This is a genomic window from Lysinibacillus capsici (assembly GCF_020217405.1).
Classification (GTDB): domain Bacteria; phylum Bacillota; class Bacilli; order Bacillales_A; family Planococcaceae; genus Lysinibacillus; species Lysinibacillus capsici.
In genome coordinates this window covers 1,026,938-1,051,297 of record NZ_CP084108.1, presented here as the reverse complement: position 1 = coordinate 1,051,297, position 24,360 = coordinate 1,026,938, and the positions used below count along the sequence as shown (strand labels likewise).

25 protein-coding genes are annotated in these 24,360 nt (G+C 38.0%); 4 read left to right on the top strand and 21 right to left on the bottom strand.

Features of this window, described 5'->3' with window-relative positions; all coding sequences use genetic code 11:
• Nucleotides 1-5 precede the first annotated feature (5 nt).
• From murD to LCP48_RS04855, 14 genes are all read right to left on the bottom strand, one after another.
• Nucleotides 6-1,355, bottom strand: a complete 1,350-nt coding sequence (gene murD / locus LCP48_RS04920) for a UDP-N-acetylmuramoyl-L-alanine--D-glutamate ligase (RefSeq protein ID WP_004224847.1) — start codon at nucleotides 1,353-1,355, stop codon at nucleotides 6-8.
• On the bottom strand, nucleotides 1,355-2,326 hold the full coding sequence (gene mraY, locus LCP48_RS04915; RefSeq protein WP_004224845.1) for a phospho-N-acetylmuramoyl-pentapeptide-transferase: 972 nt from the start codon (nucleotides 2,324-2,326) through the stop codon (nucleotides 1,355-1,357). The genes murD and mraY overlap by 1 nt, the downstream gene beginning before the upstream one ends.
• A 125-nt stretch (nucleotides 2,327-2,451) precedes the next feature.
• Nucleotides 2,452-4,368 (bottom strand): stage V sporulation protein D, encoded by a 1,917-nt coding sequence (locus LCP48_RS04910; protein ID WP_004224841.1) that lies wholly within the window; start codon nucleotides 4,366-4,368, stop codon nucleotides 2,452-2,454.
• 57 nt (nucleotides 4,369-4,425) lie between these two features.
• Nucleotides 4,426-6,648, bottom strand: a complete 2,223-nt coding sequence (locus LCP48_RS04905; RefSeq protein ID WP_225340753.1) for a penicillin-binding protein — start codon at nucleotides 6,646-6,648, stop codon at nucleotides 4,426-4,428.
• A complete protein-coding gene (gene ftsL, locus LCP48_RS04900) occupies nucleotides 6,645-7,016 on the bottom strand; it encodes a cell division protein FtsL (RefSeq protein WP_004224836.1) in 372 nt (123 codons plus the stop codon). The genes LCP48_RS04905 and ftsL overlap by 4 nt, the downstream gene beginning before the upstream one ends.
• Nucleotides 7,017-7,967, bottom strand: coding sequence for a 16S rRNA (cytosine(1402)-N(4))-methyltransferase RsmH (rsmH, locus tag LCP48_RS04895; protein ID WP_004224833.1), 951 nt, complete (start codon nucleotides 7,965-7,967; stop codon nucleotides 7,017-7,019).
• A 62-nt stretch (nucleotides 7,968-8,029) separates the two neighbouring features.
• Nucleotides 8,030-8,461, bottom strand: a complete 432-nt coding sequence (mraZ, locus tag LCP48_RS04890; RefSeq protein WP_004224832.1) for a division/cell wall cluster transcriptional repressor MraZ — start codon at nucleotides 8,459-8,461, stop codon at nucleotides 8,030-8,032.
• A 254-nt stretch (nucleotides 8,462-8,715) separates the two neighbouring features.
• On the bottom strand, nucleotides 8,716-10,332 hold the full coding sequence (gene bshC, locus LCP48_RS04885) for a bacillithiol biosynthesis cysteine-adding enzyme BshC (protein ID WP_216485584.1): 1,617 nt from the start codon (nucleotides 10,330-10,332) through the stop codon (nucleotides 8,716-8,718).
• A gap of 396 nt (nucleotides 10,333-10,728) precedes the next feature.
• On the bottom strand, nucleotides 10,729-11,124 hold the full coding sequence (locus tag LCP48_RS04880; RefSeq protein ID WP_004224829.1) for a DUF3397 domain-containing protein: 396 nt from the start codon (nucleotides 11,122-11,124) through the stop codon (nucleotides 10,729-10,731).
• A complete protein-coding gene (locus LCP48_RS04875; RefSeq protein WP_004224827.1) occupies nucleotides 11,121-12,014 on the bottom strand; it encodes a ketopantoate reductase family protein in 894 nt (297 codons plus the stop codon). Before LCP48_RS04875 ends, LCP48_RS04880 begins: the two co-directional genes overlap by 4 nt.
• A 378-nt stretch (nucleotides 12,015-12,392) precedes the next feature.
• Nucleotides 12,393-12,770, bottom strand: coding sequence for a transcriptional regulator (locus tag LCP48_RS04870; protein WP_004224822.1), 378 nt, complete (start codon nucleotides 12,768-12,770; stop codon nucleotides 12,393-12,395).
• Between the two features lie 111 nt (nucleotides 12,771-12,881).
• Complete coding sequence (locus LCP48_RS04865) at nucleotides 12,882-13,649, bottom strand: enoyl-CoA hydratase/isomerase family protein (protein ID WP_004224820.1); 768 nt, start codon at nucleotides 13,647-13,649, stop codon at nucleotides 12,882-12,884.
• A 163-nt stretch (nucleotides 13,650-13,812) separates the two neighbouring features.
• Nucleotides 13,813-13,986 (bottom strand): 50S ribosomal protein L32, encoded by a 174-nt coding sequence (gene rpmF, locus LCP48_RS04860; RefSeq protein WP_004224819.1) that lies wholly within the window; start codon nucleotides 13,984-13,986, stop codon nucleotides 13,813-13,815.
• Nucleotides 13,987-14,010: 24 nt separating this feature from the next.
• Nucleotides 14,011-14,544 carry a YceD family protein gene (locus tag LCP48_RS04855; protein ID WP_004224818.1) on the bottom strand — a complete coding sequence of 178 codons (534 nt, stop codon included), beginning with the start codon at nucleotides 14,542-14,544 and terminating at the stop codon, nucleotides 14,011-14,013.
• Nucleotides 14,545-14,711: 167 nt separating this feature from the next.
• Between LCP48_RS04855 and LCP48_RS04850 the strand changes: the two genes are divergently transcribed.
• Nucleotides 14,712-15,923, top strand: coding sequence for a nucleotidyltransferase (locus LCP48_RS04850; RefSeq protein ID WP_004224817.1), 1,212 nt, complete (start codon nucleotides 14,712-14,714; stop codon nucleotides 15,921-15,923).
• A 44-nt stretch (nucleotides 15,924-15,967) separates the two neighbouring features.
• On the opposite strand, the gene LCP48_RS04845 is transcribed toward LCP48_RS04850, so the two are convergent.
• The gene (locus tag LCP48_RS04845; protein WP_004224816.1) at nucleotides 15,968-17,014 is read right to left on the bottom strand and encodes a SepM family pheromone-processing serine protease; all 1,047 of its coding nucleotides are present in this window, start codon (nucleotides 17,012-17,014) and stop codon (nucleotides 15,968-15,970) included.
• Between the two features lie 118 nt (nucleotides 17,015-17,132).
• Here LCP48_RS04845 and LCP48_RS04840 point away from each other — a divergent pair, with 118 nt between their 5' ends.
• A complete protein-coding gene (locus LCP48_RS04840) occupies nucleotides 17,133-18,032 on the top strand; it encodes a hypothetical protein (protein ID WP_009373505.1) in 900 nt (299 codons plus the stop codon).
• Nucleotides 18,033-18,090: 58 nt separating this feature from the next.
• Here the strand turns inward: LCP48_RS04840 and coaD are convergent, their stop codons facing one another.
• The 3 genes from coaD to LCP48_RS04825 form a co-directional block, all read right to left on the bottom strand.
• The gene (gene coaD, locus LCP48_RS04835; protein WP_004224812.1) at nucleotides 18,091-18,582 is read right to left on the bottom strand and encodes a pantetheine-phosphate adenylyltransferase; all 492 of its coding nucleotides are present in this window, start codon (nucleotides 18,580-18,582) and stop codon (nucleotides 18,091-18,093) included.
• 1 nt (nucleotide 18,583) lies between these two features.
• Nucleotides 18,584-19,150 (bottom strand): 16S rRNA (guanine(966)-N(2))-methyltransferase RsmD, encoded by a 567-nt coding sequence (gene rsmD / locus LCP48_RS04830; RefSeq protein ID WP_036219467.1) that lies wholly within the window; start codon nucleotides 19,148-19,150, stop codon nucleotides 18,584-18,586.
• 71 nt (nucleotides 19,151-19,221) lie between these two features.
• Nucleotides 19,222-20,643, bottom strand: coding sequence for a hypothetical protein (locus LCP48_RS04825; protein WP_004224809.1), 1,422 nt, complete (start codon nucleotides 20,641-20,643; stop codon nucleotides 19,222-19,224).
• Between the two features lie 56 nt (nucleotides 20,644-20,699).
• Here LCP48_RS04825 and LCP48_RS04820 point away from each other — a divergent pair, with 56 nt between their 5' ends.
• Nucleotides 20,700-21,089: a DUF7147 family protein gene (locus LCP48_RS04820; RefSeq protein ID WP_004224807.1), complete on the top strand. Its 390-nt coding sequence runs from the start codon at nucleotides 20,700-20,702 to the stop codon at nucleotides 21,087-21,089.
• A 2-nt stretch (nucleotides 21,090-21,091) separates the two neighbouring features.
• Here LCP48_RS04820 and LCP48_RS04815 read toward each other — a convergent pair whose 3' ends face one another.
• Nucleotides 21,092-21,364 (bottom strand): YlbG family protein, encoded by a 273-nt coding sequence (locus LCP48_RS04815; RefSeq protein ID WP_004224806.1) that lies wholly within the window; start codon nucleotides 21,362-21,364, stop codon nucleotides 21,092-21,094.
• Nucleotides 21,365-21,741: 377 nt separating this feature from the next.
• Here LCP48_RS04815 and LCP48_RS04810 point away from each other — a divergent pair, with 377 nt between their 5' ends.
• Nucleotides 21,742-22,653 (top strand): glycerophosphodiester phosphodiesterase family protein, encoded by a 912-nt coding sequence (locus LCP48_RS04810; protein ID WP_004224804.1) that lies wholly within the window; start codon nucleotides 21,742-21,744, stop codon nucleotides 22,651-22,653.
• A gap of 90 nt (nucleotides 22,654-22,743) precedes the next feature.
• Here LCP48_RS04810 and LCP48_RS04805 read toward each other — a convergent pair whose 3' ends face one another.
• Nucleotides 22,744-23,796 (bottom strand): tartrate dehydrogenase, encoded by a 1,053-nt coding sequence (locus LCP48_RS04805; RefSeq protein WP_004224802.1) that lies wholly within the window; start codon nucleotides 23,794-23,796, stop codon nucleotides 22,744-22,746.
• Nucleotides 23,797-23,900: 104 nt separating this feature from the next.
• Complete coding sequence (locus LCP48_RS04800) at nucleotides 23,901-24,347, bottom strand: YlbF/YmcA family competence regulator (RefSeq protein ID WP_004224800.1); 447 nt, start codon at nucleotides 24,345-24,347, stop codon at nucleotides 23,901-23,903.
• Between the last annotated feature and the right edge of the window lie 13 nt (nucleotides 24,348-24,360).

Here is a 24,360-nt window from a genome sequence, read left to right as displayed (position 1 = left end):
GCTCATTACAGCTTCATTACAGCATCAATAAAAACATCTCCACGTATTTCAAAGCTGTCATATTGATCCCAACTTGCACATGCTGGAGATAGTAAAATAACATCTCCTTCTGCAGACATCGGTGCTGCATATTGAACAGCGTCTTCTACATTTTGAGCAATGACGGTTTGTTGGACACCACACGATTTTGCAAATTCTACAAATCGTAAGCCAGTTTCTCCAAACGCAACAACACCCTTTACATGACTCATACAAGGGCGAAGTTCTTCGAAAGAATGTCCACGATCTAAGCCACCTGCGAGTAAAATGACAGGAGCTTGGAAAGCATCTAAAGCACTCTTTGTCGCTAAACAATTGGTTGCCTTAGAGTCGTTGTAAATCTTTCGACCGTTCCATTCACGTACGAATTGTGTACGGTGTCTAACTCCACCAAATGTCGCTAAAACCTCTTCCATCTTCTCTTTGTCACAGCCAACTAAAATACAGGCTGCCACGGCTGCTAAGATGTTTTCTAAATTATGCTTACCAGGCAAGGCAATGTTCGCGCGATCCATGTATGGTTCCCCTTGCCAATAAATTGTAGTTTCATCTGCACTAATCCCATTTGCAGTACGTCCCTTCGAACTGAATGGAATCTTCTGTGCATGAGATTGTGCTGCATATCCAACCACAATCGGTTGGTCGGCATTATAAATAAAATAATCACTGTCATCTTGATTACGAGTTACGCCAAACTTCGCTTCAGCATAGTTATTAAATGTTCCATGATAGTCTAAATGCGCATCATAAAGATTCGTCAAAATAGCAATTTTAGGCTTAAACGTTTTGATCCCCATCAATTGGAATGAGGACAGTTCTGTTACAATGATGTCATCTTGATTCGCTTCTTTTGCGACGCCACAAGCAACTGTCCCAATATTTCCAGCAATTAACGGATTTTTACTTCCTTTACTTAACATGTCGAATATTAAAGTTGTCGTCGTTGTTTTGCCATTTGAGCCTGTTATACCAATAAATGGTGCATCACTAATTAAAAAAGCTAGCTCAATCTCTGTCCAGACTGGAATCTCTCGACTAAGGGCATCAGCCACAATTCGATTGCTATAAGGTATACCTGGATTTTTTACCACTAACTCAAAGCCTTCATCAAGTAAATCTTCAGGATGGCGACCACAAATTACTGTAATCCCCTTCTGTAATAACCCTTGTGCATCTGGACTTTCATCAAATGGTTTTGAATCATTTACTGTTACAAATGCACCAAGCTCATGTAAAATTTCCGCAGCGGCCACACCACTTTTTGCTAGACCTAACACAAGTACTTTTTTATGTTGTAAATCTGTATAGTTTTTCATTAGAACGCCTCCGATAAGACTGCAATTAATGCTACTGCTAAGGCAGTTGACCAGAAGACAAGCACTACTTTCCATTCTGACCAACCCGATAATTCAAAATGATGATGAATAGGGCTCATTTTAAAAATACGCTTTTTTCGAAGCTTAAAGCTACCTACCTGCAAAATAACGGAAAGTGTTTCTATAACAAACACTAAGCCAACTAGTAAAAGCAAGAATTCTTCTTTTACTAAGACAGATACCATAGCCAATGCTCCACCTAATGCTAATGACCCCGTATCCCCCATAAATACCTTTGCAGGATTTGCATTAAATAATAAGAAGCCTAATAAAGCACCTGTTACAGCAAACGAAAATAGTGCAATATCTGCCTGACTTTGGAATAGCGCAATAACACCAAATGCTGCAAAGGCAATGGAGGCAGTACCTGCCACTAGCCCGTCTAGACCATCTGTCAAATTCACTGCATTGGAGAAGCCTACTAACCAGAAAATTAAAAAGGCTACATAGAATACGTCATGATCAATTGTCCACTCCGTAAATGGAATAGCTAACGTTGTATCAAACGATCCTACATGTAGAAGGAAATACGCAAGAATAGCAATAACAATTTGACCAATCAATTTTTGAAGAGAGGTTAAACCTAAATTTCTTTTAAATACAACCTTTAAACCATCATCTAATAAACCTATTAAGCCGAATCCTGCTAACACTAATAAAAGTACTACGGTATGTGTCGTTAATAAATCTAAAAAGCTACCTACACCAACAGTTGTTAGGAGAATGGATATTAAGAAAATGATTCCTCCCATTGTTGGTGTACCAGCTTTTTTCATATGTGATTTTGGTCCCTCTTCTCGAATACTTTGCCCAAACTTTAGACGACGAAGAAGTGGAATACTAATTGGTGCCAGGATAACTGTTACTATAAAAGCAAGAGCTAAAATGGTAAGTGTTGTTGCGAGTTTCATTGAAAAATCTCCTTTAAATCTTGTTTCACTTTCTTCTTTAAGAAAAAAGCATTAACTTTCATTTTATTATTACTACCCTTCATAATAATAGTGGTTCTTTCCCATTTTTTAAAGGTAAAGTTATTTTAGTTCTCCAAATATAAATGAATGGTACCATCTTGTTTGATAACACTATCCACTTCAGGTAATTGATTGCCAATTTTAGTCCCTTCCCCATGCCATTCAATACGGAATGGATAAAATTGCTTGGCAATATCATCCCTTGTTTGACCAATAAAATTAGGTACCTTCACAGTAATTGGGTCACCATAACGATAATCCTTTTCCAGTTGTTCCTTCGATTTTTCAATACCTACAAAAGGCGCAACATCCTCAATAATTTGCCCCACTATAGGTGCTGCTACAACACCACCAAACTGGGTTGTCTTTTTCGGATTGTCAACAGCTACATAGACAACAATTTGCGGATTGTCTGCTGGTGCAAAGCCAATAAAAGATACGATGTATTCTCCACTTTTATAACGGCCATTTTCAACTTTTTGTGCTGTTCCAGTTTTACCACCAATTCGCAGTCCATCTCGAAAGGCTTGTCGACCTGAACCATTCGCTACTACTGATTCCAAAGCACCTCGAACCTTAGCAGAGGTTTCTTCACGAATTACCTGATTTTTAACAACTGGTTGCGTTTCCTGTATGACTTCTCCTGTATTTGGATTAAATACCTTTTTCACAACATATGGCGTATAAAGCTTGCCTCCATTTATGGCAGCAGCTACTGCTTGAACTTGTTGAATAGGTGTCACGGCTACCCCTTGCCCGAATGAAGTGGTGGCCTGCTCAACAGGACCAAAGGCATCCTTAGAAAATAAAATACCAGATGCTTCACCAGCAATATTAGACCCTGTCTTTTGTCCAAAACCAAAGTCTTTAATATATTGTAGTAGTCGCTCATTGCCTAGACGCTGTCCTAATTCTATAAAGCCTGGGTTACAGGAGTTCTCAACCACCTCTAAAAATGTTTCATGCCCATGTCCTTCACGTTTCCAACAGCGAAGCTTTGCTCCCGCCACCATTGTATAACCTGGATCATAAAAGGTTTCATGCTCCAAATCCACTAGGTTTTCTTCCAACGCAGCACTAAGGGTAATAATTTTAAAAGTAGAACCTGGCTCATACGTCATCCATACAGGTAAATTTCGATTGTAGATGGCTGGCTCTACTAATTGATATTCAGCTGGATGAAAAGTAGGATAAGAGGCTAATGCCAAAATTTCGCCAGTGTTTGGATTCATCGCAATCGCTAGTGCTTGGTCAGCTTCATAGCGCTTCATTGCTTGCGATATTTCACGCTCCACGACTTGCTGTACATCAACGTCAATTGTTAGCTCGATCGTAGCACCATCCTCTCCTGCTTTCCAAGCACTTGAAACATTAGGCAAATTATTACCTTTTGCATCTGTAAAGAGACGGATCGCAGAAGAATTAGCCTGCAGAAATTTATCATATTCATATTCAATTCCAGCTAATCCTTGGGCATCATACCCTGTAAAACCTAAAAATCTAGATAATAGCGTGCCGTAAGGATAATCCCTAGAATAATCAACACCACTATACAACCCTTCAATTTGCATGCCTTGTAATTCTACTGCTTTTTCATAAGGTATATTTTTGCCTTCAGGTGCTAGTTTCACTAAGTAAGCTTTTTTTTGCATTTTCTCTAATAGCTTCGCCTTATCCACTTCGAGAACCTGGGCAATTTTTTCAGCAGCTCCTTCAATATCATTGCTTTGTGAAGGCATGAAATATAATGTAGGCGCTAGCTTATTAGTTACAATACTCTCTCCGTCTCGATCTGTTATATGTCCTCGTTCATTCGCAAATGGAATTTCCCTGTCCCAGTTCTCCTCTGCCTTGGTAGTCAATTCTTTTTGATCTAGCACTTGCAAAAAGAATAACCTAACAACAATTGCCAATGCTACACACATAAACAACACATATAAAATACGTAAACGCTTTTTAGAATGGATAGAAATCCACTTCATTCGACATCACACCTTGTTTTTTACAACGTATGAAATAAAGTGGACTTCTATTCAGTATTATTCATCCTCTACTTCTTCAACTTCACCCTCAGAGGCAGCTTCCACGTCTTGTACAAAGCTTTCGGCAGGTGTTTTAAGCTTAACAACAATCGGGGAACTATCAGTGATGACGGTTCCAGCTGAAACGCTTTGACTTGCTACAAAACCTTCGCCGAATATTTCCATCTCTAGTCCAGTCATAGATTTGAAGACTAGTAAATTACGTAATGACCAATTCGTAAAGTCTGGCAATGTTACCTCGCCATCTGTCTTTAAAAATACAAAACTACCTTTTACCAGTTTTTGAGTGTTCATTGGATATTGTTCAATAATTTTACCACCATTACCAACAACAATTGGTTGTAAGCCATCATTGGCTAATTCTACTTCAACCGCTTCAGCGCTTTGACCTGTAAAGTCCTGAATGCTGACTTTATTGACATGTTGAACATCGTCTGGGTTGATATTAAGGTGCTTTAAGCTATTTAACATAACTGGATTAAAGACTTTTGATACTGGTACCGATCCAAGCTCATTGTTCAGCTTAGGTTTTTTCACTGAGACATATACAATTAGCTGTGGATCATCTACAGGAGCCAAGCCTAAAAATGAATAAAGGTATTGGTTTGAAAGATATCCACCACTAGCTTTTGGAATTTGGGCAGTCCCCGTTTTCCCTGCAACCTCATAATCCTCCAATATAAAATCCTTAGCTGTACCATATTCTGATGTTAACGTTGAAGCTAGGATTTCTCGTACTTGTTTCGCTGTATCAGCTTTAATCGGCTGTCCTTTTTCAACAGGCTCATGATTTTGAATAATTTTCCCTGTAGAAGAATCAACAATACGGTCAATAACATACGGCTGCATCATCTTGCCATCATTCGCGATAGCAGTCATCGCTTGGATTAGCTGAATAGGTGTTACTGTAGAACCTTGACCGTAGGTAGTTGTTACTCGTTGAATAGGGTACTTTGTTAAAATAGTACCTGTTGCTTCATTCGGTAAATCAATACCCGTTTTGTGCCCAAAACCAAAGCGGTCCAGATAATCAATAAATACATCATCGCCAATCTTTGTTAATAAATGGGCCATAGCAGTATTAGCAGAGCGTTGGAACCCTTGTAAATAAGTGATATAACCCCAACCATATCTATTGTGATCTCGAATCGTACGGTCAAATACTGTATATGAACCTGATTTAAATGGGTCATTCGGTGTCCATTTTCCCGTATCTATAGCTGAAGCAAGCGTGAAAGTTTTCATCGTAGAGCCAGGCTCAATTGTCTCCTCAATCACTTCATTCAGCCACTTCATATTTTGACTATCACGTGTTTCTGGGTTAAATGTAGGACGCTGTGACATTGCTAAAATCTTTCCAGTCTTCGGATCTGCTACAACCGCGGTCATGGACTCAGGATTATATTCCTGTTCAACCTTTGTCATTGCTTCCTCTAAGAAGCTTTGGATTGTTTTATCAAGTGTTAAATAAATGTCGTCCCCATTTTTTGCAGGTGTAATCATTTTCTCACTGTTTGGAAGCAAATAGCGGAAAGCATCTGTCTCATATTCCACTTTGCCATTAACGCCTGTTAATTCTTTATCATACGTATATTCTAGACCCATTTCTCCCTTGGTCGTAACCGTGCCATCTTCATTATCTTTTTTGAGAGCATAGCCAATTAAATGAGAAGCAAATACACCATTTGGATAATACCGTTTTAAGTCACTCACAAAGAGAATCCCTGGTAATTTTTCTTCCTTTATTTTACTCATGACCTCGTGACTAATGCCGCGGCCTGCACTACCAAACTCAACTTGATATAAAGGTTCACCATCACTTCTATATCGATTGTTCAATTTTTTAACAATCTCGTCTTCCTTTTCTTTCATCGCTGGAATATATTTCGCTAGTACTTTTGCCGTTTTCTCCGAATCCACTACATGTCGGGGATTCTTAGGATCTGTTGTAGCCTTTTCACTTACAATGGCAATCATGCGATAACTTAATGTATCTTCTGCAATTACTTGTCCATTTTGATCATAAATCTTTCCACGATTAGCTGTAATTACACTTTCCTTACCATACTTAGCTGCTGCTCTCGCTGCAAGCTCTTGTCCTTCCACTTCACCTGTAGCCTGTAATGTCACCATTCTTGTGAATAATAGAAAAAAGAGCCCTCCATAAAAAATTAATAATAGAAAGGCTCCCCATTGGAATCGAAATCTCTTTTTTTTCATTCTCCCGGCACTACCTTTACATTTTTCTCATTTTGAGTTAAACCGAGTTCTTTGGCTTTTTTCCATATGTTTTCGTATGTAGAAAGTTCACTTACACGAACCGTTAAGTCAACATTCTGTTTCGCAATCTCTTCTGCTTCTGATTCGATTTTTTGAATGTCTATACTTGTTGTTTGAATCGCTGCTTGTTTATTTAATACAAGTATTCCTAGTACAGCAATAATGCCAATTAAAACAATTAGCATTGTCTTTTCAAACTTCTGGTTCGTTTTTTTACGACGTATGATAGTGGGTTGTGGACTAGGTGGTGTTATCGGTTGTTGCACTTGTTGATGTTGGTGCTGTTGCCTTACACGAACTGCTGCCATTTACTCACGCCCTTTGTCGTTAATTTTCTCCACCACTCTAAGCTTCGCTGACCGCGCACGATTATTAACTGCCAATTCTTCATCAGAAGGAATAATAGGCTTTCGAGTAATAAGCTTTAAAGTTGGCTTCATGTCATCAGGAATTACAGGTAAATTTGGTGGTAATTCCGGTAATGATGACGCTTCCTTAAAGATTGTCTTGCATAGGCGGTCCTCCAATGAATGGAACGTAATGACACTAATGCGCCCCCCTACGTTAATCATATCAATCGCATCGACTAATGAATCCTCTGCTGCGCCTAGCTCATCATTAACAGCAATTCTTATTGCTTGGAAAATGCGCTTTGCCGGATGTCCACCTTTTCGGCGTGCCGCTGCTGGAATACCCTCTTTAATTAATTCTACAAGTTGACCAGTTGTTTCAATCGGTGCTATTTTTCGAGCCTCTTCAATTTTACGGGCAACTTGTTTAGAAAACTTTTCTTCTCCATAACGGAAAAATATACGAACAAGATCTTCGTATGCCCATTGATTAACAACATCTGATGCTGTCAGAGTTGCAGTTTGATCCATACGCATATCAAGTGGTGCATCGTGGTGATAACTAAAGCCTCTCTCAGGTGTATCTAATTGTGGAGAAGATACGCCTAAGTCATATAAAATACCATCAACCTGCTTAATGCCATGAGCTAATAGTTCTTCTTTTAAGTAACGGAAATTCGAATGGATAAATGTAACACGCTCTATATAAGGTGCTAATCGAATTTTCGCATTTTCAATAGCCGTCATATCTTGATCAAAACAAATTAAACGGCCTTTATCTGATAATTGTTGTACTAGATATTCACTGTGTCCCGCACCGCCAAGTGTACAGTCCACATATACACCATCAGGATCTATGTTCAACCCATCAACAGTTTCTTTTAATAACACGGTTGTATGATCGAACATACCACTCGCTCCTCTCAGGCCTTAACCTCATTCAACTATCACGTTGTAATGCCTATTACAAGTTAAAAATCAAAGCCAATCATATTTTCTGCAATTTCATTAAAAGATTGTTCAGACTCACTAAAGTAAGCTTCCCAAGCATCCTTAGCCCAAATCTCGATTCGATTTGAAACACCCAGCACCACACATTCTTTTACTAGATGCGCATGTTGCATAAGGGTAGCTGGGATATTGATACGCCCCTGCTTGTCTATCTCTACCTCTGTTGCTCCGGAAAAGAAAAACCTCGCAAATGCTCGTGTATCTTTTTTGGTCATTGGTAAACCTTTTAATTTCTCTTCGAGTTTTCGCCATTCATTCATAGGATAGCCAAATAGACAGTTATCGAGACCTCTTGTGACAACAAACGTTTCGCCTAAAGCTTCACGAAATTTTGCCGGTACGATTAATCGCCCTTTCGCATCAACGGAGTGTTGATATTCTCCCATGAACATACTACTCACCCCACTTTATTAAATAATGTACCACATCCCCCCACTTTCCTCCACTTTTTTTAAAAAAAACTTGACATTTTATCGCTTAATATGCAATTAGACCTTTAGGAATTTTTTCGACATATGCTAAATGATATAAAAAAAGAGCCACCCCTAGTAGGATAGCTCTTTAAATACTATTTATGTCGACATTATTCATCAAATTTACAGGATATCAAATTACTACTTAGGTAAAAAGTATCTATTTATTAATTTTATAAATAAAGTAAATAGTGGTGTTTACCGATGCTATAATTTTGCTTCAGCATTTCAGTAATTAACATAGGTCCAAACTCATTGAAATATTGATATGGATTAAAGGATCTCTCTTGGAAACCATCATTAGGATATAATTCATTTTGCAGTGTCATAAATTTACGAATCGTCGTTTCATGCTTACCTAATACAGTTTGTTCAATTTTTTGCTGTAGATAGTCAAATTGTTTCGCATGATTTTCATGATTTTTCTCAAGAATCTTATCTAATTGCAGATGCTGGTTCTCTAAATAGGAGGCTAGCTCTTCATATTTTTCTACTAACAACTGCTGCATAGCTTGGATTTGACGTTTGGCTTCACTGTCCTGAACATCTGCAATAAAACGTTCTTTCAGTTGTAATGCTTTCCCTTCCCATACGTCAGTAACAGTTAGTTGATGCTCACGTAATAATTGCTCTACATGACGAGTGATAATAGTAATATGTAGGCGCGGAGCAAAAATCGGCATTTGCAAATCTAACACTGAAAATGCATTTTTCAGTGTCGCCCAATAAGCTAGCTCTCCTGGACCTCCGACAAACGCTAATACTGGTAATGTCATCTCCTGCATCAAAGGGCGAGTTACTACGTTATTACTTAAACGTTCAGGATGATTATGCGCCACTTCTAATAGCTCTTCTTGTGTAAATTTAAGGTTTGCCGCTAAATTAACAAACAGATCATTTTTTCTTTCTAAAAGATGTCGCTCCCCATCTTCTACGTAAAATAAATTAGCGGCTTCATATGTTGCTAAAATAGGCTTACCATAGCCAGCACGTTCAAGCTCTTGCTCCTTTTCCGTTACTACTCTAGCAATTTCTTCATTGGATTGAATGATTTGAGCAAAATATTTATGTTCAAATTGACGGAATTGAAAGTTGGCGGCATCGATTAATAATAAACCTTCCTCTTTGAACAATTGATTCATTAGACAGGCAAAGAAATCTGTAAATGTTTCACTATTATTCAATGCGTCAACTAACTGCTTAATCAGCGTTTCTGTATACTCTGTTTCTCCAATATCACGAATAATAGTATTAATTAATTGCGTCATCGACTCTTTGTTTAGGGCTGTTGCAGAAGCCATCGTTTTACGTCTAGATCGCTCTCCATAAGCTCTTTTTTTCAGCAATTCCCCATGAACCGTATAGGTGTGATTAATTTCTTCTAAGTCATGATCTTCTCCAGCGATCCAGAAAACAGGAATAACAGGCTGTTGAAGCTTCGTACTTTGCTCTTTCGCTAATGCAATAACTGAAATAGCTTTATGAACGGAGTAAAGAGGGCCTGTTAAGATACCTGCTTGTTGTCCACCAACTATTACCATAGCTCCTTGCTCTAGTTGTTCTAAATGTTCATTCGCTTTTTTTGATAACCCCAGTGGCTCCATAAATTGACGGATGATTGTTGTTAATTCTTTTTGATCACGGGAATTTCGCGCTAAATGCTCCGCTCTTTTCTCAAAAGCTTGATCATTGTATTCATACTCAAAAAATTGATGTATGGCAGTATTTGGCGACCAGTAATCTGCTAGTACATGATTTTTTATAGGTACTTGGATTGACTCCAGTTTCATTTAACATAAACTCCTCTACTCACTAAATCATTTCCTTACTCATAACAAGAAATTGAATTTCATTCATACTATGCACATGAGGCTTTCAATGTCGCCTTGACATTCAAATTGCTCAAAAAAATCTGCGGCATCTATTAGCGGCTTTGAGGCAACAATTTTGCAGCAGACATTTCGATTTAAAAGCCATCGCTCTCCCTCGAGAAGGATTTTCTATACCTAACTTTGCTTTCGGTACAAAAAACATGTGCTGGTTCACTTCCTCATGTCACTGAACTACGCTTCTAGTTACGAAGGTTTATGAATGCAATCAATATTCTCATCCCCATAGAATGATTTTTATAACTATTTTAATGCTATTATTTTAACGCTTAAAGCTTCAACATGAAAAGAAAATGCTTAGACAACCTGTAAATATTCCATAATGGATTGAATAACACCCACGATACATATGACTAGATAAGCTGTACTAAGTACTAAGAATAAAAAACGCCAAATTTTCTTTAATAACGGCTTTACTTCTATTTCCTTTTTAGTTCGCCAATCAATATATGTAAAAATCATGGCCATCATTATCGCGAGTATCACCAAAAGAGCCCCAACATTCACACGCCAAAGTACGCCGACGGCTAACGGAACAGAAAAAAACAAGCACAATGTCGTAACATCAGAGGCTGCACCAAATGCATGTGTGCCACGAATTTTAACTTTCCTGCCAACCAGATAAACAATTATGAAAAGAACAATTGGACAAAAAATAATGATACTAATAACTATATGTAAAAGGTCTTTCAACTTCTTTCACCGCTCTCCTCTATTGCAAGCACTTGATGATATAAAGTACGCAAAGTAGGTAAATTATGACCGTTTGCTAAAGCTTTATTTAGAATGACACCAACAATTGTTTCGATTTCACTTTTTCTCCCCTGCAGACGATCCCCTAGCATAGACGAAGTATTGTTGGCCGTTTTCCTACATAAGTCTATCACATCACTAAAAGATATGGTGAGTTCAAAAGCTTCCGTAAGTTCTCGATAAATACTTTCTAGCAGTAAAAATGCTTGTTGATTAGCCACTAACTCTCCGTTCTTTACTTGCAAAACAGCTGTCAATGGATTAATTAAGCTATTAAGTACCGCTTTTGCAAAAAGCATTTGCTCTGCATTACTAGCCAATTCAATAGGAAATAAGGAATGTTGTAATTGTAATAACTGTTGAAAGGCCCAGTGTTCTCCTCGTTCTATCGCTATTTTACATAGTCCTACTCCTCTATGCTGAACCGTTGATTGGTCCAACAATTGAGCTCCAAAGGTCACTGAACCAAAGGCGATATTTTTTTGTGGCAAAAGTAGCGCCTCCTCAAAATGCGCTAAGCCGTTTTGCATAAAAAGCAACGGCATATCACTTGAGAATAAGGCTAATTGATTGTAGAGCTTTTGCAAATGTCCGTATTTAACAGCAATCACTAATAAATCTTGCTTTGGTAGATTAGTCAAATCTGTCGTAGCAACAATTCTTTGCACAGCTTTAGTTCCATCAACGTTGATACGTGTTAACTTTTTGGCATTTAGTTCATTTACTTGTTCCTGCCTTCTGGCAACCAACGTTACTAATACACCAGACTCCGCTAAAAAACTTGCTGTTAATTGACCAACTGCCCCTGCCCCAATTATTGCTACTTTCATTGTCTACACCCTTTCCAACTTTACTGATCAATGTTACCTCGACGTCATTACATCCAGTTTGTTCCAAAAATACTGGAGACACGCTGTGATACTTCGGAGCAACACGCTATTATTCACACCATCAAAGAGGGTGACGCATTTTTGGCACGCCCCCTAAATCAGCAGACTTTAAAACCCCCATCTGATGCTTCACCTCTGAATAGCATATATTCTTAAAACTATAAGAATAAGGTGCCTTAGAATACATCTAAGGCACCTTCTATGCAGGTTCTTTTATTATACAGGATAGACTGATTATTGACGATATACAGAAAGGGTTTTATGTCCATAAAAGAAAAGCAATGTAATTCATGTTCCAAAAGCCACGTAATCATAATTTTAATCTTTCATTAATGAATAACCTTGCTGAAGCCATTTCACTAGCTTCTCATGCTCATTTTGCAATTCACGATGCTTCATTTCAAGCGTTTGATAAGCCTCCGTTAATTCATCAAAACTTGTCAACGCTAATTTCAAATGACTTCGCATAGATTGTTGGGGCTGATTTCGCACAGCTAATAGTGACTGGCTATATTGACCACGCAATGTTTTATTCCAACGGAAACCACACGCTTGTTTTGTACGACCTAGTTCTATGGCCGCCATTTCAAAGGCCTCTAGCTGTGTTTTGCCATTTTGCACATTATGCAATACGATTTCTGCTAGTCTTTCATCATCTTCCTTTGTCCATTGATCTTTTCTTTTTTTCAATTCCATAATCTATCACCCTCGCATTTTTTACTACTATATGCAAAAGCAAACAAAATAGAATCATTGCATGAAAAAAGACAGAGATGATGTTTTTACTCTCATCACTGTCTTTATACATTACTTATTATTCTTCTTTGTCAAGAAATTATTAACCGCTTGATGGTGTGCTTCACTTTCCCACAACTTTGCACAGGTACGAACTTCTTCCATCACACGCTCATACATATTTCGTTCACGCCACTTTCGCAGCTCAATCTCCTTATAAGCTTTATGAACAGAAGGATGAATTTTTCGCATATGTTCAATAAAATCGTTCAAGGCATCTTCTTTTGAGCCTTCAAAAACACGCATAGCCCATCCTATCTCATATAATAATTGCGCAGGGTAAGGCTTCGCATCCACTAGCATCTTCATTGCACGATCATGACGCAAACCTCGTTCAAATAAATATGTACCACCACCCCAGCCACTTGTAATGGCTAGTGTTCCTTGAATAAATCCACATTTCGCATGGCTAGCTACTAAACGAAAATCACAAGCTGTTGCAATCTCACAGCCCCCTCCAACAGCAGCACCATTTATAAGTGCTATAGTTGGTACTGGAAGCGTAGCAAGGTCATATAATATTTTCCCCATCTTACTTAACATACCAAATGCCTCATCCTCTGTTTCCAGTGAATGAAACTCAGATAAATCCCCTCCTGAGCAAAACGATTTATCGCCAGCACCAGTCACTACTAAGAAACGCACATCTTCATGCCCACGAATATACGTAATGACTTCTTGAAGACCGTTCATCACTTCATCATTGACAGCATTCCGTTTCTCTTCACGGTTAATGGTAAACGTCATAATGCCATCATGATTGCCAATCGTATAAGACATATTACTACCCCCTTTGTCGCAATGAATAAATTGTATCACACAATTATTTCACTATTGTAAAGAACTTCATAATCAACGCAATATTCCGTCTTTTTAAGCAAACAAAAAGGCTAGTAAAGAGCCATGGTCTCTCTACTAGCCTTTTAAGTGAGCAAACACTGTATTATTTGCTTACTACTTCTTTACCTTTGTATTGTCCGCAAGCTTTGCAAACACGGTGTGATAATTTAGCCTCACCACAGTTAGGGCAAGTTACCATACCAGGTACAGATAATTTGAAATGCGTACGACGCTTTCTTTTTGCAGTTTTAGAAGTTCTTCTAAATGGTACAGCCATTGATGGCACCTCCTTACAGATCGTCTATTCGTCTGTTTGATCAAAATACTTAGCTAAAGCAGCTAGTCTTGGATCCACTTTTTGTTCGTCAGCTTTTTTGTGTAGCTCTACGTCTTCATCTGTTGCATAAGACCAATTTTTACCACCATGCACTTGTCCTTCAGAATCTTCCTTGAACACTTGCATTGGTACCTCAAGCAAAACTAATTCCTCAAGAACCGGTTTCATGTCGATGACTTCACCGTCAATATAGTGAATGTCTCCGTCATCGTCTCCTCGTTTATCTTCGTCGATCCAGCTAAAAATTTCAACTGTCTCAACTTCAATTGGAAACTCAACATCCTCCCATGTGCGAGCACATGGTAGTGTTAACGTTGCTGTCACAGTTAACTGACATGTCATTTGCGATGCACCAAAAGTACATAGCCCTTTTACATGAACGGGCGAAATTGCTCGAATATCCTGGTTTCGCTCCATCACTTCGTCCAGCTGGACAAAGGCATCGATTGGCATCCCGTTTTGGCGGTATTTAGATAATTGATGAATTGACCATTTCATTCGTTTAATCACCTCGAGACAACAATGTTGATTATATAATGTGTAAAAATAGATGTCAAGATAATTTCTTGTCACCACTTTAAAACCCACCTATAATTATATACTATGAGAAGTGTATTTACTCCTAACAGTTTAAAATAAAGACACAAATTATAAGGGGGAGAAGCATGCAAGCAGTTGGAATTGTTGTTGAATATAATCCTTTTCACAACGGACATGCTTATCATTTAGAACAGGCTAAAAAAGCAGCACAGGCAGATCTCGTAATTGCTGTTATGAGCGGCACATTTTTACAACGTGGAGAACCTGCCATGGTAGATAAATGGACACGTACTAAAATGGCGCTTTCTGGCGGTGTAGATATTGTTATTGAACTGCCTTATGTCTATAGTACAGCACCTGCTACAGATTTCGCAAAAGGAGCCATTTCCTTATTAAGTGCTGTTGGTTGCAACTCTTTTGCCTTTGGAAGTGAAGACGGCTCTATTCAGCCCTTTCTAAACACTTTCGAGCTGATTGACAGCCACCGTGCAGAATATGACCTGTTCATTAAAGACAGCCTTAAAACAGGTGCAAGCTACCCAAAAAGCCTTCATTACGCCTATGAACAGCTTTCTCAGATGTACCCTGCTCCATACATCGATCTTGCACAACCAAATAATATATTGGGCTTTCATTATCTTGAAGCAGCGAGGGCACTTAACAGCAACATTAAACCACTAACAATTCCTCGCGTTGCAGCAGGATATCATGATGCATTAAAAGAAGATGCATCGATCGCCAGTGCCACTGGCATACGTAAAGCCCTTGCCTCTACAAATTCTTTACAAAGTGTACAAAATGTTGTTCCTACTGCTACTTTTGATTATTTAACTGACTGGCATACAAAGTATAACCAATTTGCAAGCTGGGAAACATTTTGGCCGTTATTACAGTTCACCATTATAAGACATACCCCTTCAGAACTTACTCGTTATGCAGAAGTAACAGAGGGCATAGAAAACGCAATTGTAAAAGCAGCCAAAACCAGTTCTACATTTTATAGCTTTATGGAAAAAATAAAATCTAAGCGTTATACTTGGACCCGCCTTCAACGGATGATAACACATATCTATACAGGGTTTACCAAAAAGCAGCTTCAAAGTTTTAACACGCCCTCTTTTATTCGGCTATTGGGTATGAGTTCGATGGGACAAGCTTATTTAGGTCAGCAAAAAAAGAATATAGAATTACCCTTAATCAGTCGCGTTGCAGCTACAAACGATGCGATGCTAGCTATCGATATACATGCAGCAGAGCTTTATAATCTAAGTATCGAGCAAGGAACAAAGGATCTTACACTGCCGAAGGATTATCAAACACCGCCGATTCGTTGCTAAAGACATCAAAAGGGATGCTAAAGTCCTCTTAGCATCCCTTTATATTATTTTGGTTGAAGTTGCTTTAAATAATTGATAGCATCGTCAACGCTCTTCACTGGAACGATTTTCATTTTTGTTTTAATCTCTTTTGCCGTTTTGACAGCCGTTGCATAATTCGATTCTAGCTCTGGGTACTTCGCTTTCATTTCTCGAGAGATTTCATCATCTGGTGCAAAAAAGATTTCCATGCCGTCACGATCAGCGGCAATAACCTTATAGTCTATTCCACCAATTCTGCCAACGATTCCATCTATTAGCATTTCACCTGTACCAGCAATTGCATAGCCTTTTGTTAAATCTTCATCAAGTAATTGGTCTAATATTTCAAGTGTAAACATCAGTCCAGCAGAAGGTCCCCCGATATCCTCTGTTTTCATCGTCACTTTCGGATTAGTTTCAATCGATTTGCTTTCAGTATAGGAAATACCTAAACCTGCTCTATGTTCTTGGGCATTAGGAATTTCCTTTAGTGTAATAGTCTCCTGATGTTGTTCTTCATTACGTATAAATTGAATGGTTACCTTATCGCCAAGCTGCTTAGGTTTTAATAGATCCACAAGCATTTGCTGGCTAGTTATTCTTTGACCATCAACCTCGACAATTTCATCACCAGCTTTTAAAATACCGTCCGAAGCTCCTCCGTCTAAAACATTTAATATGAATACACCATTAAAAAGAACCTTTGTCTCTAGCCCTGCTCTTTGGAAGGCTACATATTTGGCATTAAATTGTGAATCAGACATTAACTTTAACTGTCGAATATTATATTCCTCATCATCCTCTAAAGGATTTCGTACTTGTTCAATATCCATTAGCTTTTGATATTTTTGGACTTTCGCCCACAAATACGAAAATGGTGTGGCTTGCTGCATAGCAACTGTCATTAAACTTAATGACCCCTCACTATCTGCCTCTTTACTATCCACAGTAACAAATTTACTGACATCATAGGCACTTCCAGGTTTCATAATATACGCGTCTAGTCGGTATAACATCATAAAACAAATCACGACTATCAACACTGCATAAGTACTAATTTTTTTCTTCACTTGAAAACACCTCCTAGGACGCTTGCAAAACCATACGTTCATGTTTTTGCCTTTCTCACATATATTGATTTTAGCATTTGCCTATGTGAATGACAAAAAGTTGAAACGAGATGATAACATGTTTGCTACAATTCAAATAGTGCTCTGCGTGATTCTAATTCTCTTACTCTTGTTATTCCCACAAACCGCTCACAGTGGTACAGATTTAGGCTTAAATCTTTTCATGGAAGCACTTTTCCCGTACTTATTGCCGTATCTTGTGTTAACACAATGGCTTCTGCGTTTAACAGCTCCTATGCGTACCAAAACAAAAAGGGCTTCCTTATACGTACAAGCCTACGTTATTAGTGCCCTTGGAGGCTATCCAACTGGCGCAACCACTATTGTTTATTTGAAAAATAGTGGTCAATTACACCCTAAAGAGGCAAATTTCTTGCTAGCTGTTTGTCATGCACCTAGTCCACTTTTTGTATTAGGTTTTGTAAGCCTTGATTTACTACACAGTAATACGTTTGGATGGTTGTTTTTATGTTTACTACATACGTTTAATATTTGTTGCCTAGTAACTGGCTACTTTTTCTTTCGCAAAACTGATTCACCTACTATCTCCGTACACAACACACCACTCTATAGTGCTCCATTTTCGGAAAGTATTAAAGAAACAGCCCCAACCATTCTGCTAGTTGGTACAACCATCATCTTTTTCACAACGATTCAAACCATTGTACAACAAGGCTTAGATCAGCTGATACCAAAGCTTCCCTATACGATTGAGCTTTCCATAGCAGCTGTTCTGGAGGTAACGAACGGTCTTAAAATGACAGTTACAGCATTTCCAGATCTTCCGTATACCCATTTACTTGTTGTAATTTTGTTAACGATGCAAAGTATAAGTATTCACTTACAAATTTTTGTTATCGCCAAATCTGCAAAACTTTCTGTACGACCTTATATTAAATTCCGCCTCCTTAGCATAATCATTGTACCAACTATTTATGCTTTATTTTTTCTAAAATAACACTCGCTCTAAATATCAAAAAGAGGATGTCATCGTTCTCTTGACATCCTCTTCATCCTTATTGTGTAAAACCATATTTTTCTTTTAAAGCCTTTACGACACATGTAGGGACTAGCTCGTTAACATCACTACCGTATTTCGCAACCTCTTTTACTATACTAGAACTTAGGAATGAATATTGATTTTTCGTCATGATGAAAAATGTTTCGATTGTTTCATCCAGGAAACGGTTCATAGAAGTAATTTGCATCTCATATTCAAAATCTGAAACTGCTCGTAAGCCACGAACAATTGCCTTCGCCTTTTTTTCCTTAGCATAATCAATCAATAAGCCTGAAGAACTCTCTATACGAACATTAGGTAAGGTTTTTGTCACTTCAGCCATCAAAGCCATACGTTCCTCTACAGAAAACAAAGGATTCTTTGCTGAATTGTTTAATACTGCTACATATACGATATCAAACACATCGGCCGCACGTTTAATTATATCTAAATGGCCGAATGTTACAGGGTCAAAACTTCCAGGAACTACAGCAATTTTTTCAGACAATTTATTCTCCCTCTTCCTCTGTACAGCGATAAACAGAAATAATTGTTCCGCCATAGGTTTCTTGTCTTGTTAAAACAAACTCCCCAAAATTTTGAGGTAATCCTATCTCTTTTGCATGTTCACATAAAATAATACCATCTTGTTGTATTTTACTGTTATCGACCAAAATCTGTACGAGGTCATAATATTCCTGCTGATGGTAAGGTGGATCTAAAAATACGAGTTTAAATGTAATATCACGCTTTAATAGCGCTTTCACAGCGCGCTTTGCATCTATACGAAAAAGCTCTGTATATTCTTCATAACGGCATTTTTTTATATTTTCTTGTAGCACCTGGAATGCTTTAGGGTCTTTCTCAATAAAAATAGCACGTTCTGCTCCTCTACTTAATGATTCAATCCCCAAACCACCGCTTCCAGCAAACAAATCTAGCGCCAAACCTCCATCAAAAAATGGTCCGATTATATTAAAAATGGATTCCTTTACTTTGTCAGTTGTAGGCCTTGTCGTATTTCCCGCTATTGCTTTAAGCGGCATTCCTTTGCGCTCTCCTGCTACAACTCTCATATCAATATCTCACCGTACTTTCGTCTATATAAAGTATTTTGCAGCGAAAGGTTGGCCCTCCGCTGCAAAAGTTATTGTTGCTCTTGTTTTAATACTTGAATACGCTCATCCTTTTTTTGCAATTCAACTTGGAATAATCGCTGTAACCAAGCTTCTTCTACATAATAATGATCAGCAATCTTTATGATTGGTTCAGAGATTGATGAATACCTACGCTGATTGAATACATAGAATCCAGGCTCTTTAGGGAAGCGGAATGTACGATGCTCGCTATTAACATAATAGCCATTCTTTCCTTCCTCAGCTGAGTAGCCAAGGTAAGGCAATAATGTATCTGCCGTATACAACACCTGTCCCTCATAGAGAATAACATGAACATCTTCCTTCAATGTATCATCCACATAGACATCACGTGCATCCTCAAATAAAAGTGGATAGGTTCCATTTTGCTGAGCTGCATTTAATGCAAAATAAGATGTCTTGGCATCTAATACCTGTGATAAATACTTGTCCATTGTATCTGGTGAAATTGATTCATCTCCAAGCTTTTTCAATGTTTCCTGCCAAGCTTGTTGTTGAGCATCCGTCATGTAATCATTTAATGTCTTGATGATTTTCTTTGTTTTTTCTCCACCAATTGGATCGCTTATTAAATAGGATGCCACAACCTCAGGCAACCATTCTGGGGAATCTACAAAATTATATTGTGATTTGATTTGTGATAAAATTACTTCTTGCTCTACAGCTTGTGCAGTAAGCGTTGGTAAAAATAACAATCTTTCGTCATGAACTGCTACTGGACTTTTTTCTTGAATAATTGCAATATGCTCATCACTTAGAAGCTGTAAATTTTCTAATGACTTTAGAAAATCATTAGGGACTTTTTGCTGGGCATAAATTGATAACACAGGTGTCTGTTCTTGCGCTTTAAGCTCCCCAGCTTGCCAATATAAATCTTGAACAGTACCGTTTCCTCTAAACATGGTGTAATTGACAAGTACAAGTTGTTGTTGACCTACTAGGGGCAAACCTGTAACCCATTGTCCTTTCACCTTACTGTCTGTAGAAATTGAAACAATTGAATAGGATGCTTCACCATTTATTAGTGTAGCAAAAACATTTTGAAGGAGCATCTTATTTTTTAAGCCACCCTCAATCGGAATTATGTATGACACAGATTGTGATTTTGTCTCCCCTTTTGCAAAGTAAGAAACTTCATCTGATAAACGATCACAGCTTTTTTCATTTTCAATAAAGCAACTAGCATTTGTTGCTTTTTCAGGCCATTTAATTTTCACCTTTTGATTTGGTAGGTTTTTAAAATGTTGACGAATATCTAAGCTATTTTCGCGATAGACAATTTCTATTTCCTGAGAATAATGAAAATCTCCTATGCCTGTTTCTAAATCAGATGAATAAGCATGGTATTGGAAAAATACCGTTCCTGTAATGATTAGTGCTAAAATAGAAAAAAAGCTCAATGCAAATTTCATGTGCTTGACCTCCCGCAGCATGATACTATGAATATTGGAAAGGATGTGCAATTATTATGCCACAACAATTTATAGAATTAGGTGAAGGCTATGGTGATGTATACGAGCTACTCGAAATTATTAAAACCAACCAGGAACGTTTTCATCAAGCCTTTTTACTAACATCTACAAAAGAAGACAAGAAGGTGATTTCTTTAGCTGTCGCCCTTAAACCAGTCGGCGAAAGTAAATTCATGCCTATTTATATTTGTCGAGAAGGCATCCCATACAATGAAGAACAGCCCACACAGCGACAAAAAATGTTTGAAGCACAAATAGAACAACTCGGTCGAAAAGCAGTAGTTGTAGAAATAAAGCACTCATCTATATTTTCGGAATCAAAACTATTTTATCAATACCTAATAGGTATATTAAGACTAAATAACTATATACCTCCATTGGCATAAGTTTATAGACCTACTTTATAGTCATATTCCTTTGCTTTATCTGGTTTTGCATTTTCATATTCAGTTTTTACAAAAGGACGATAAGACGCCACAACGTCTTTCACAAATGGAAGGCGTTGTAGTTTTGTTGTCATCATGTCAATATCCTCACGATCGCAGTAAAGCACTACGTATTTTTGTCTTCTAGAAATATAAAGAACATGACCATATTTCCGAAGTGACTTCGCATGTTTTAATTGATGGACGTAAACGATTAGCCCTTGTCGTTCGTTCATAGTGGATTCCCTCATTTCTTACATAAAAGAATACCATAGACCAGAAAATGATAGCAACAGAGTTTAGCTGACAGAACGCTCAATTTTCCGTTATAATGGAAAAGCATACGACGTTGAACATCGTGAAGATGAATCAGTTGTTTTAATTAAATTCAATTGTAGCATCATTACAGGAACAGAAAAGTGCTGAAAGATGGTCATGCCTCAAATGAACCCGATTGTTTTTCAAATAGGATGGCAAAAATCGGCATAAAAAAATCATCATTCATTTATACTAGTAACTAATTTTAATAGTAGGCCCTGTACTTACTACTATTGATTACACAATGCATTCACTACAACTTTTTATATGAGGATAATTTTTAAGGAGGACGAATATGGGTAAGAAAACAAAAATTGCGCTTGCAATTGCAGCAGCAAGTGCAGCAGCTTGGGCAGGCAGTAAAGCTATTTCAAAACCACAGCAACGTGAAGGTAAACAAGCATTACAATTTGAACGCCCCATAATTCTTGCACATCGTGGCGGAGCTCTTTTAGCACCAGAACATACAATGGTTGCATTTGAAAAAGCTGTACAGCTAGGTGTTGATGGCTTTGAAATCGACATTCGCCTAACGAAAGATGAGGAAATTATTGTTTTCCATGACGAGACAGTTGAACGTACAACGGATGGCTATGGGCTCATTGCAGATATGACGTTGGCAGAAATCAATGCCTTGAACCATGGCTATCAATTTGAAGATTTAGATGGAAATTTCCCATATCGAGAGGATAAATTGAAAGTCGTAACTTTACGAGAGTTGCTTGAAACCTATTCAAACATGTTAATCAATATTGATATCAAAGATGCTCCAGATACTTATGAAGGGAGTCTGATGCCTTCTAAACTTTGGCGCTTAATCGAAGAACTTCAAGCTGAACATCGTGTTGTTGTGACAAGCTTTTATGGTGAGCAAATAGATCGTTTTAATTTATATGCGCAAAATCAAGTAGCCCTTGGTGCAGGTGAATCAGATGTCAGAAAAGCATTTGCTTCCTTCTCAAGTCAGTTTGGACATTTATATCACCCTAAAGTGGATGTTTTTCAAATTCCTCCAAAGTCAGGGGTTATTGCATTAGATTCTCCTAAATTTATTCAGTTTTTAAACAACCTCAATATACCTGTCCACTATTGGACAATCAATGACCTAGAAACGATGAAAAAACTACTCAATAATGGGGCAAAGGGCATTATTACCGATCGTCCGGATATTGCTGTTGAGTTATTACAAGTTCAAGAGTCTAAATAAGACAAGAAATGAAAGGGAAGCACACTGAACGCATGTGCTTCCCTTTCATGTAAATGTTAGCCCCATTATTACTTTCCATTACAGTAATACTTATGTTAAATAATCTAAGATTGCATCAGTTACTTCTTGTAGTGTGGAAACTCCACCCAAATCAGGCGTTTTTATACCCCGCGCTAATGTTTGCTCTATAGCATTCAATATCCTTGTTCCCACATCTTGATAACCCAGGAAATCGAGCATCATCTTACCTGTCCAAATTTGTCCAATAGGATTGGCAATTCCTTGACCAGCTATATCTGGTGCAGAACCATGGACAGGCTCAAACATTGATGGATATTGCCCTTCAATGTTTAAATTTGCTGCAGGTGCAATACCGATGCTTCCCATAATGGCACCGCCTAGATCTGTCAAAATATCCCCAAATAAATTCGATGCTACGATAACATCAAAATTTTCTGGCTTCATCACTAAAAATGCCGCTAGTGCATCAATATGATTAGATGCTTGACCTACCTCTTTATAGTCTTTTCCTACTTGAGTAAACACTTCATCCCAAAAAGGCATGCTATATGTAAGCCCATTTGATTTAGTAGCACTTGTCACATGTCCATTACGTGTTTTGGCTAGTTCAAATGCATAGCGCATTGCGCGTTCCGTACCTTTTCTTGTAAAAACAGCATTTTGGATTGCCACCTCATCTTGACCACTATGTATTCTTCCTCCGCTTTCAGCATACTCCCCTTCAGAATTTTCCCTTACAACAATAAAATCAAAATCATTTGGTTGTCGTAAAGGTGATGGTAATCCTTGAAGTAGCTTTGCAGGTCGTACATTAATAGATTGCTGTAGCTCACGTCGAATTTTAATGAGAAGACCCCATAATGATACATGATCCGGAACCAAGTTAGGCATTCCGACTGCACCTAAGAATATTTGATCATACTGTTTTAACAGCTCAATACCATTATCAGGCATCATTTTCCCTGTCTCTAAATAGTATTCACAGCCCCATGGAAAGGTTGTCCATTCAAATTGAAAGCGTCCATCTAACAACGCTGCCTGGTCAAGAACTTTTATTGCAGCTGGCACAACCTCTTTTCCTATTCCATCTCCAGGTATTACAGCAATTCGATAAGTTTTCATTAATGTTTCCTCCTTCAATTTAATTATAAAAAAGACTGTAAACTAACTCAGTTGCCTTCGAGTTGTCTACAGTCTAGAAGAGATATGTTATATACACATCCTATTTACGCTGAGCAAGAGCATGAACCGCCCGAGCCACATCCACCACCGCAAGATGAACCAGATGCAAAGAATGGATTACTAACAGGAACTTTTACCGCTTCAGAGACCGTTTTTCCTATTAATAGGCTAATCTCATCCAGTAAATCCTGAAAATCGTTTTCAGCAATTTTTAAGGCTGAAACTTTCTCATTTAAGTCAAGTGCCCTTTTCTGTTGGCGAATCGACTTCATAATTGTATGATAGTCCGGATGATATTTTCCGAAACGTTGTACATCTTCGTACTGCTCTTTCATGCGATTAAATGCATATATAGCCTCTACAATTTGTGCATCACTATATACAGCTTCATACGCTTGTTGTAGCGCCATCGCAGGTTCTGAGGAAAGAATCATCTCACAAAGCGCTTCCGCCTCATCCAAAATGATTACCCAGTCAGAGGTCATCATCATCTTTAATTCCCCC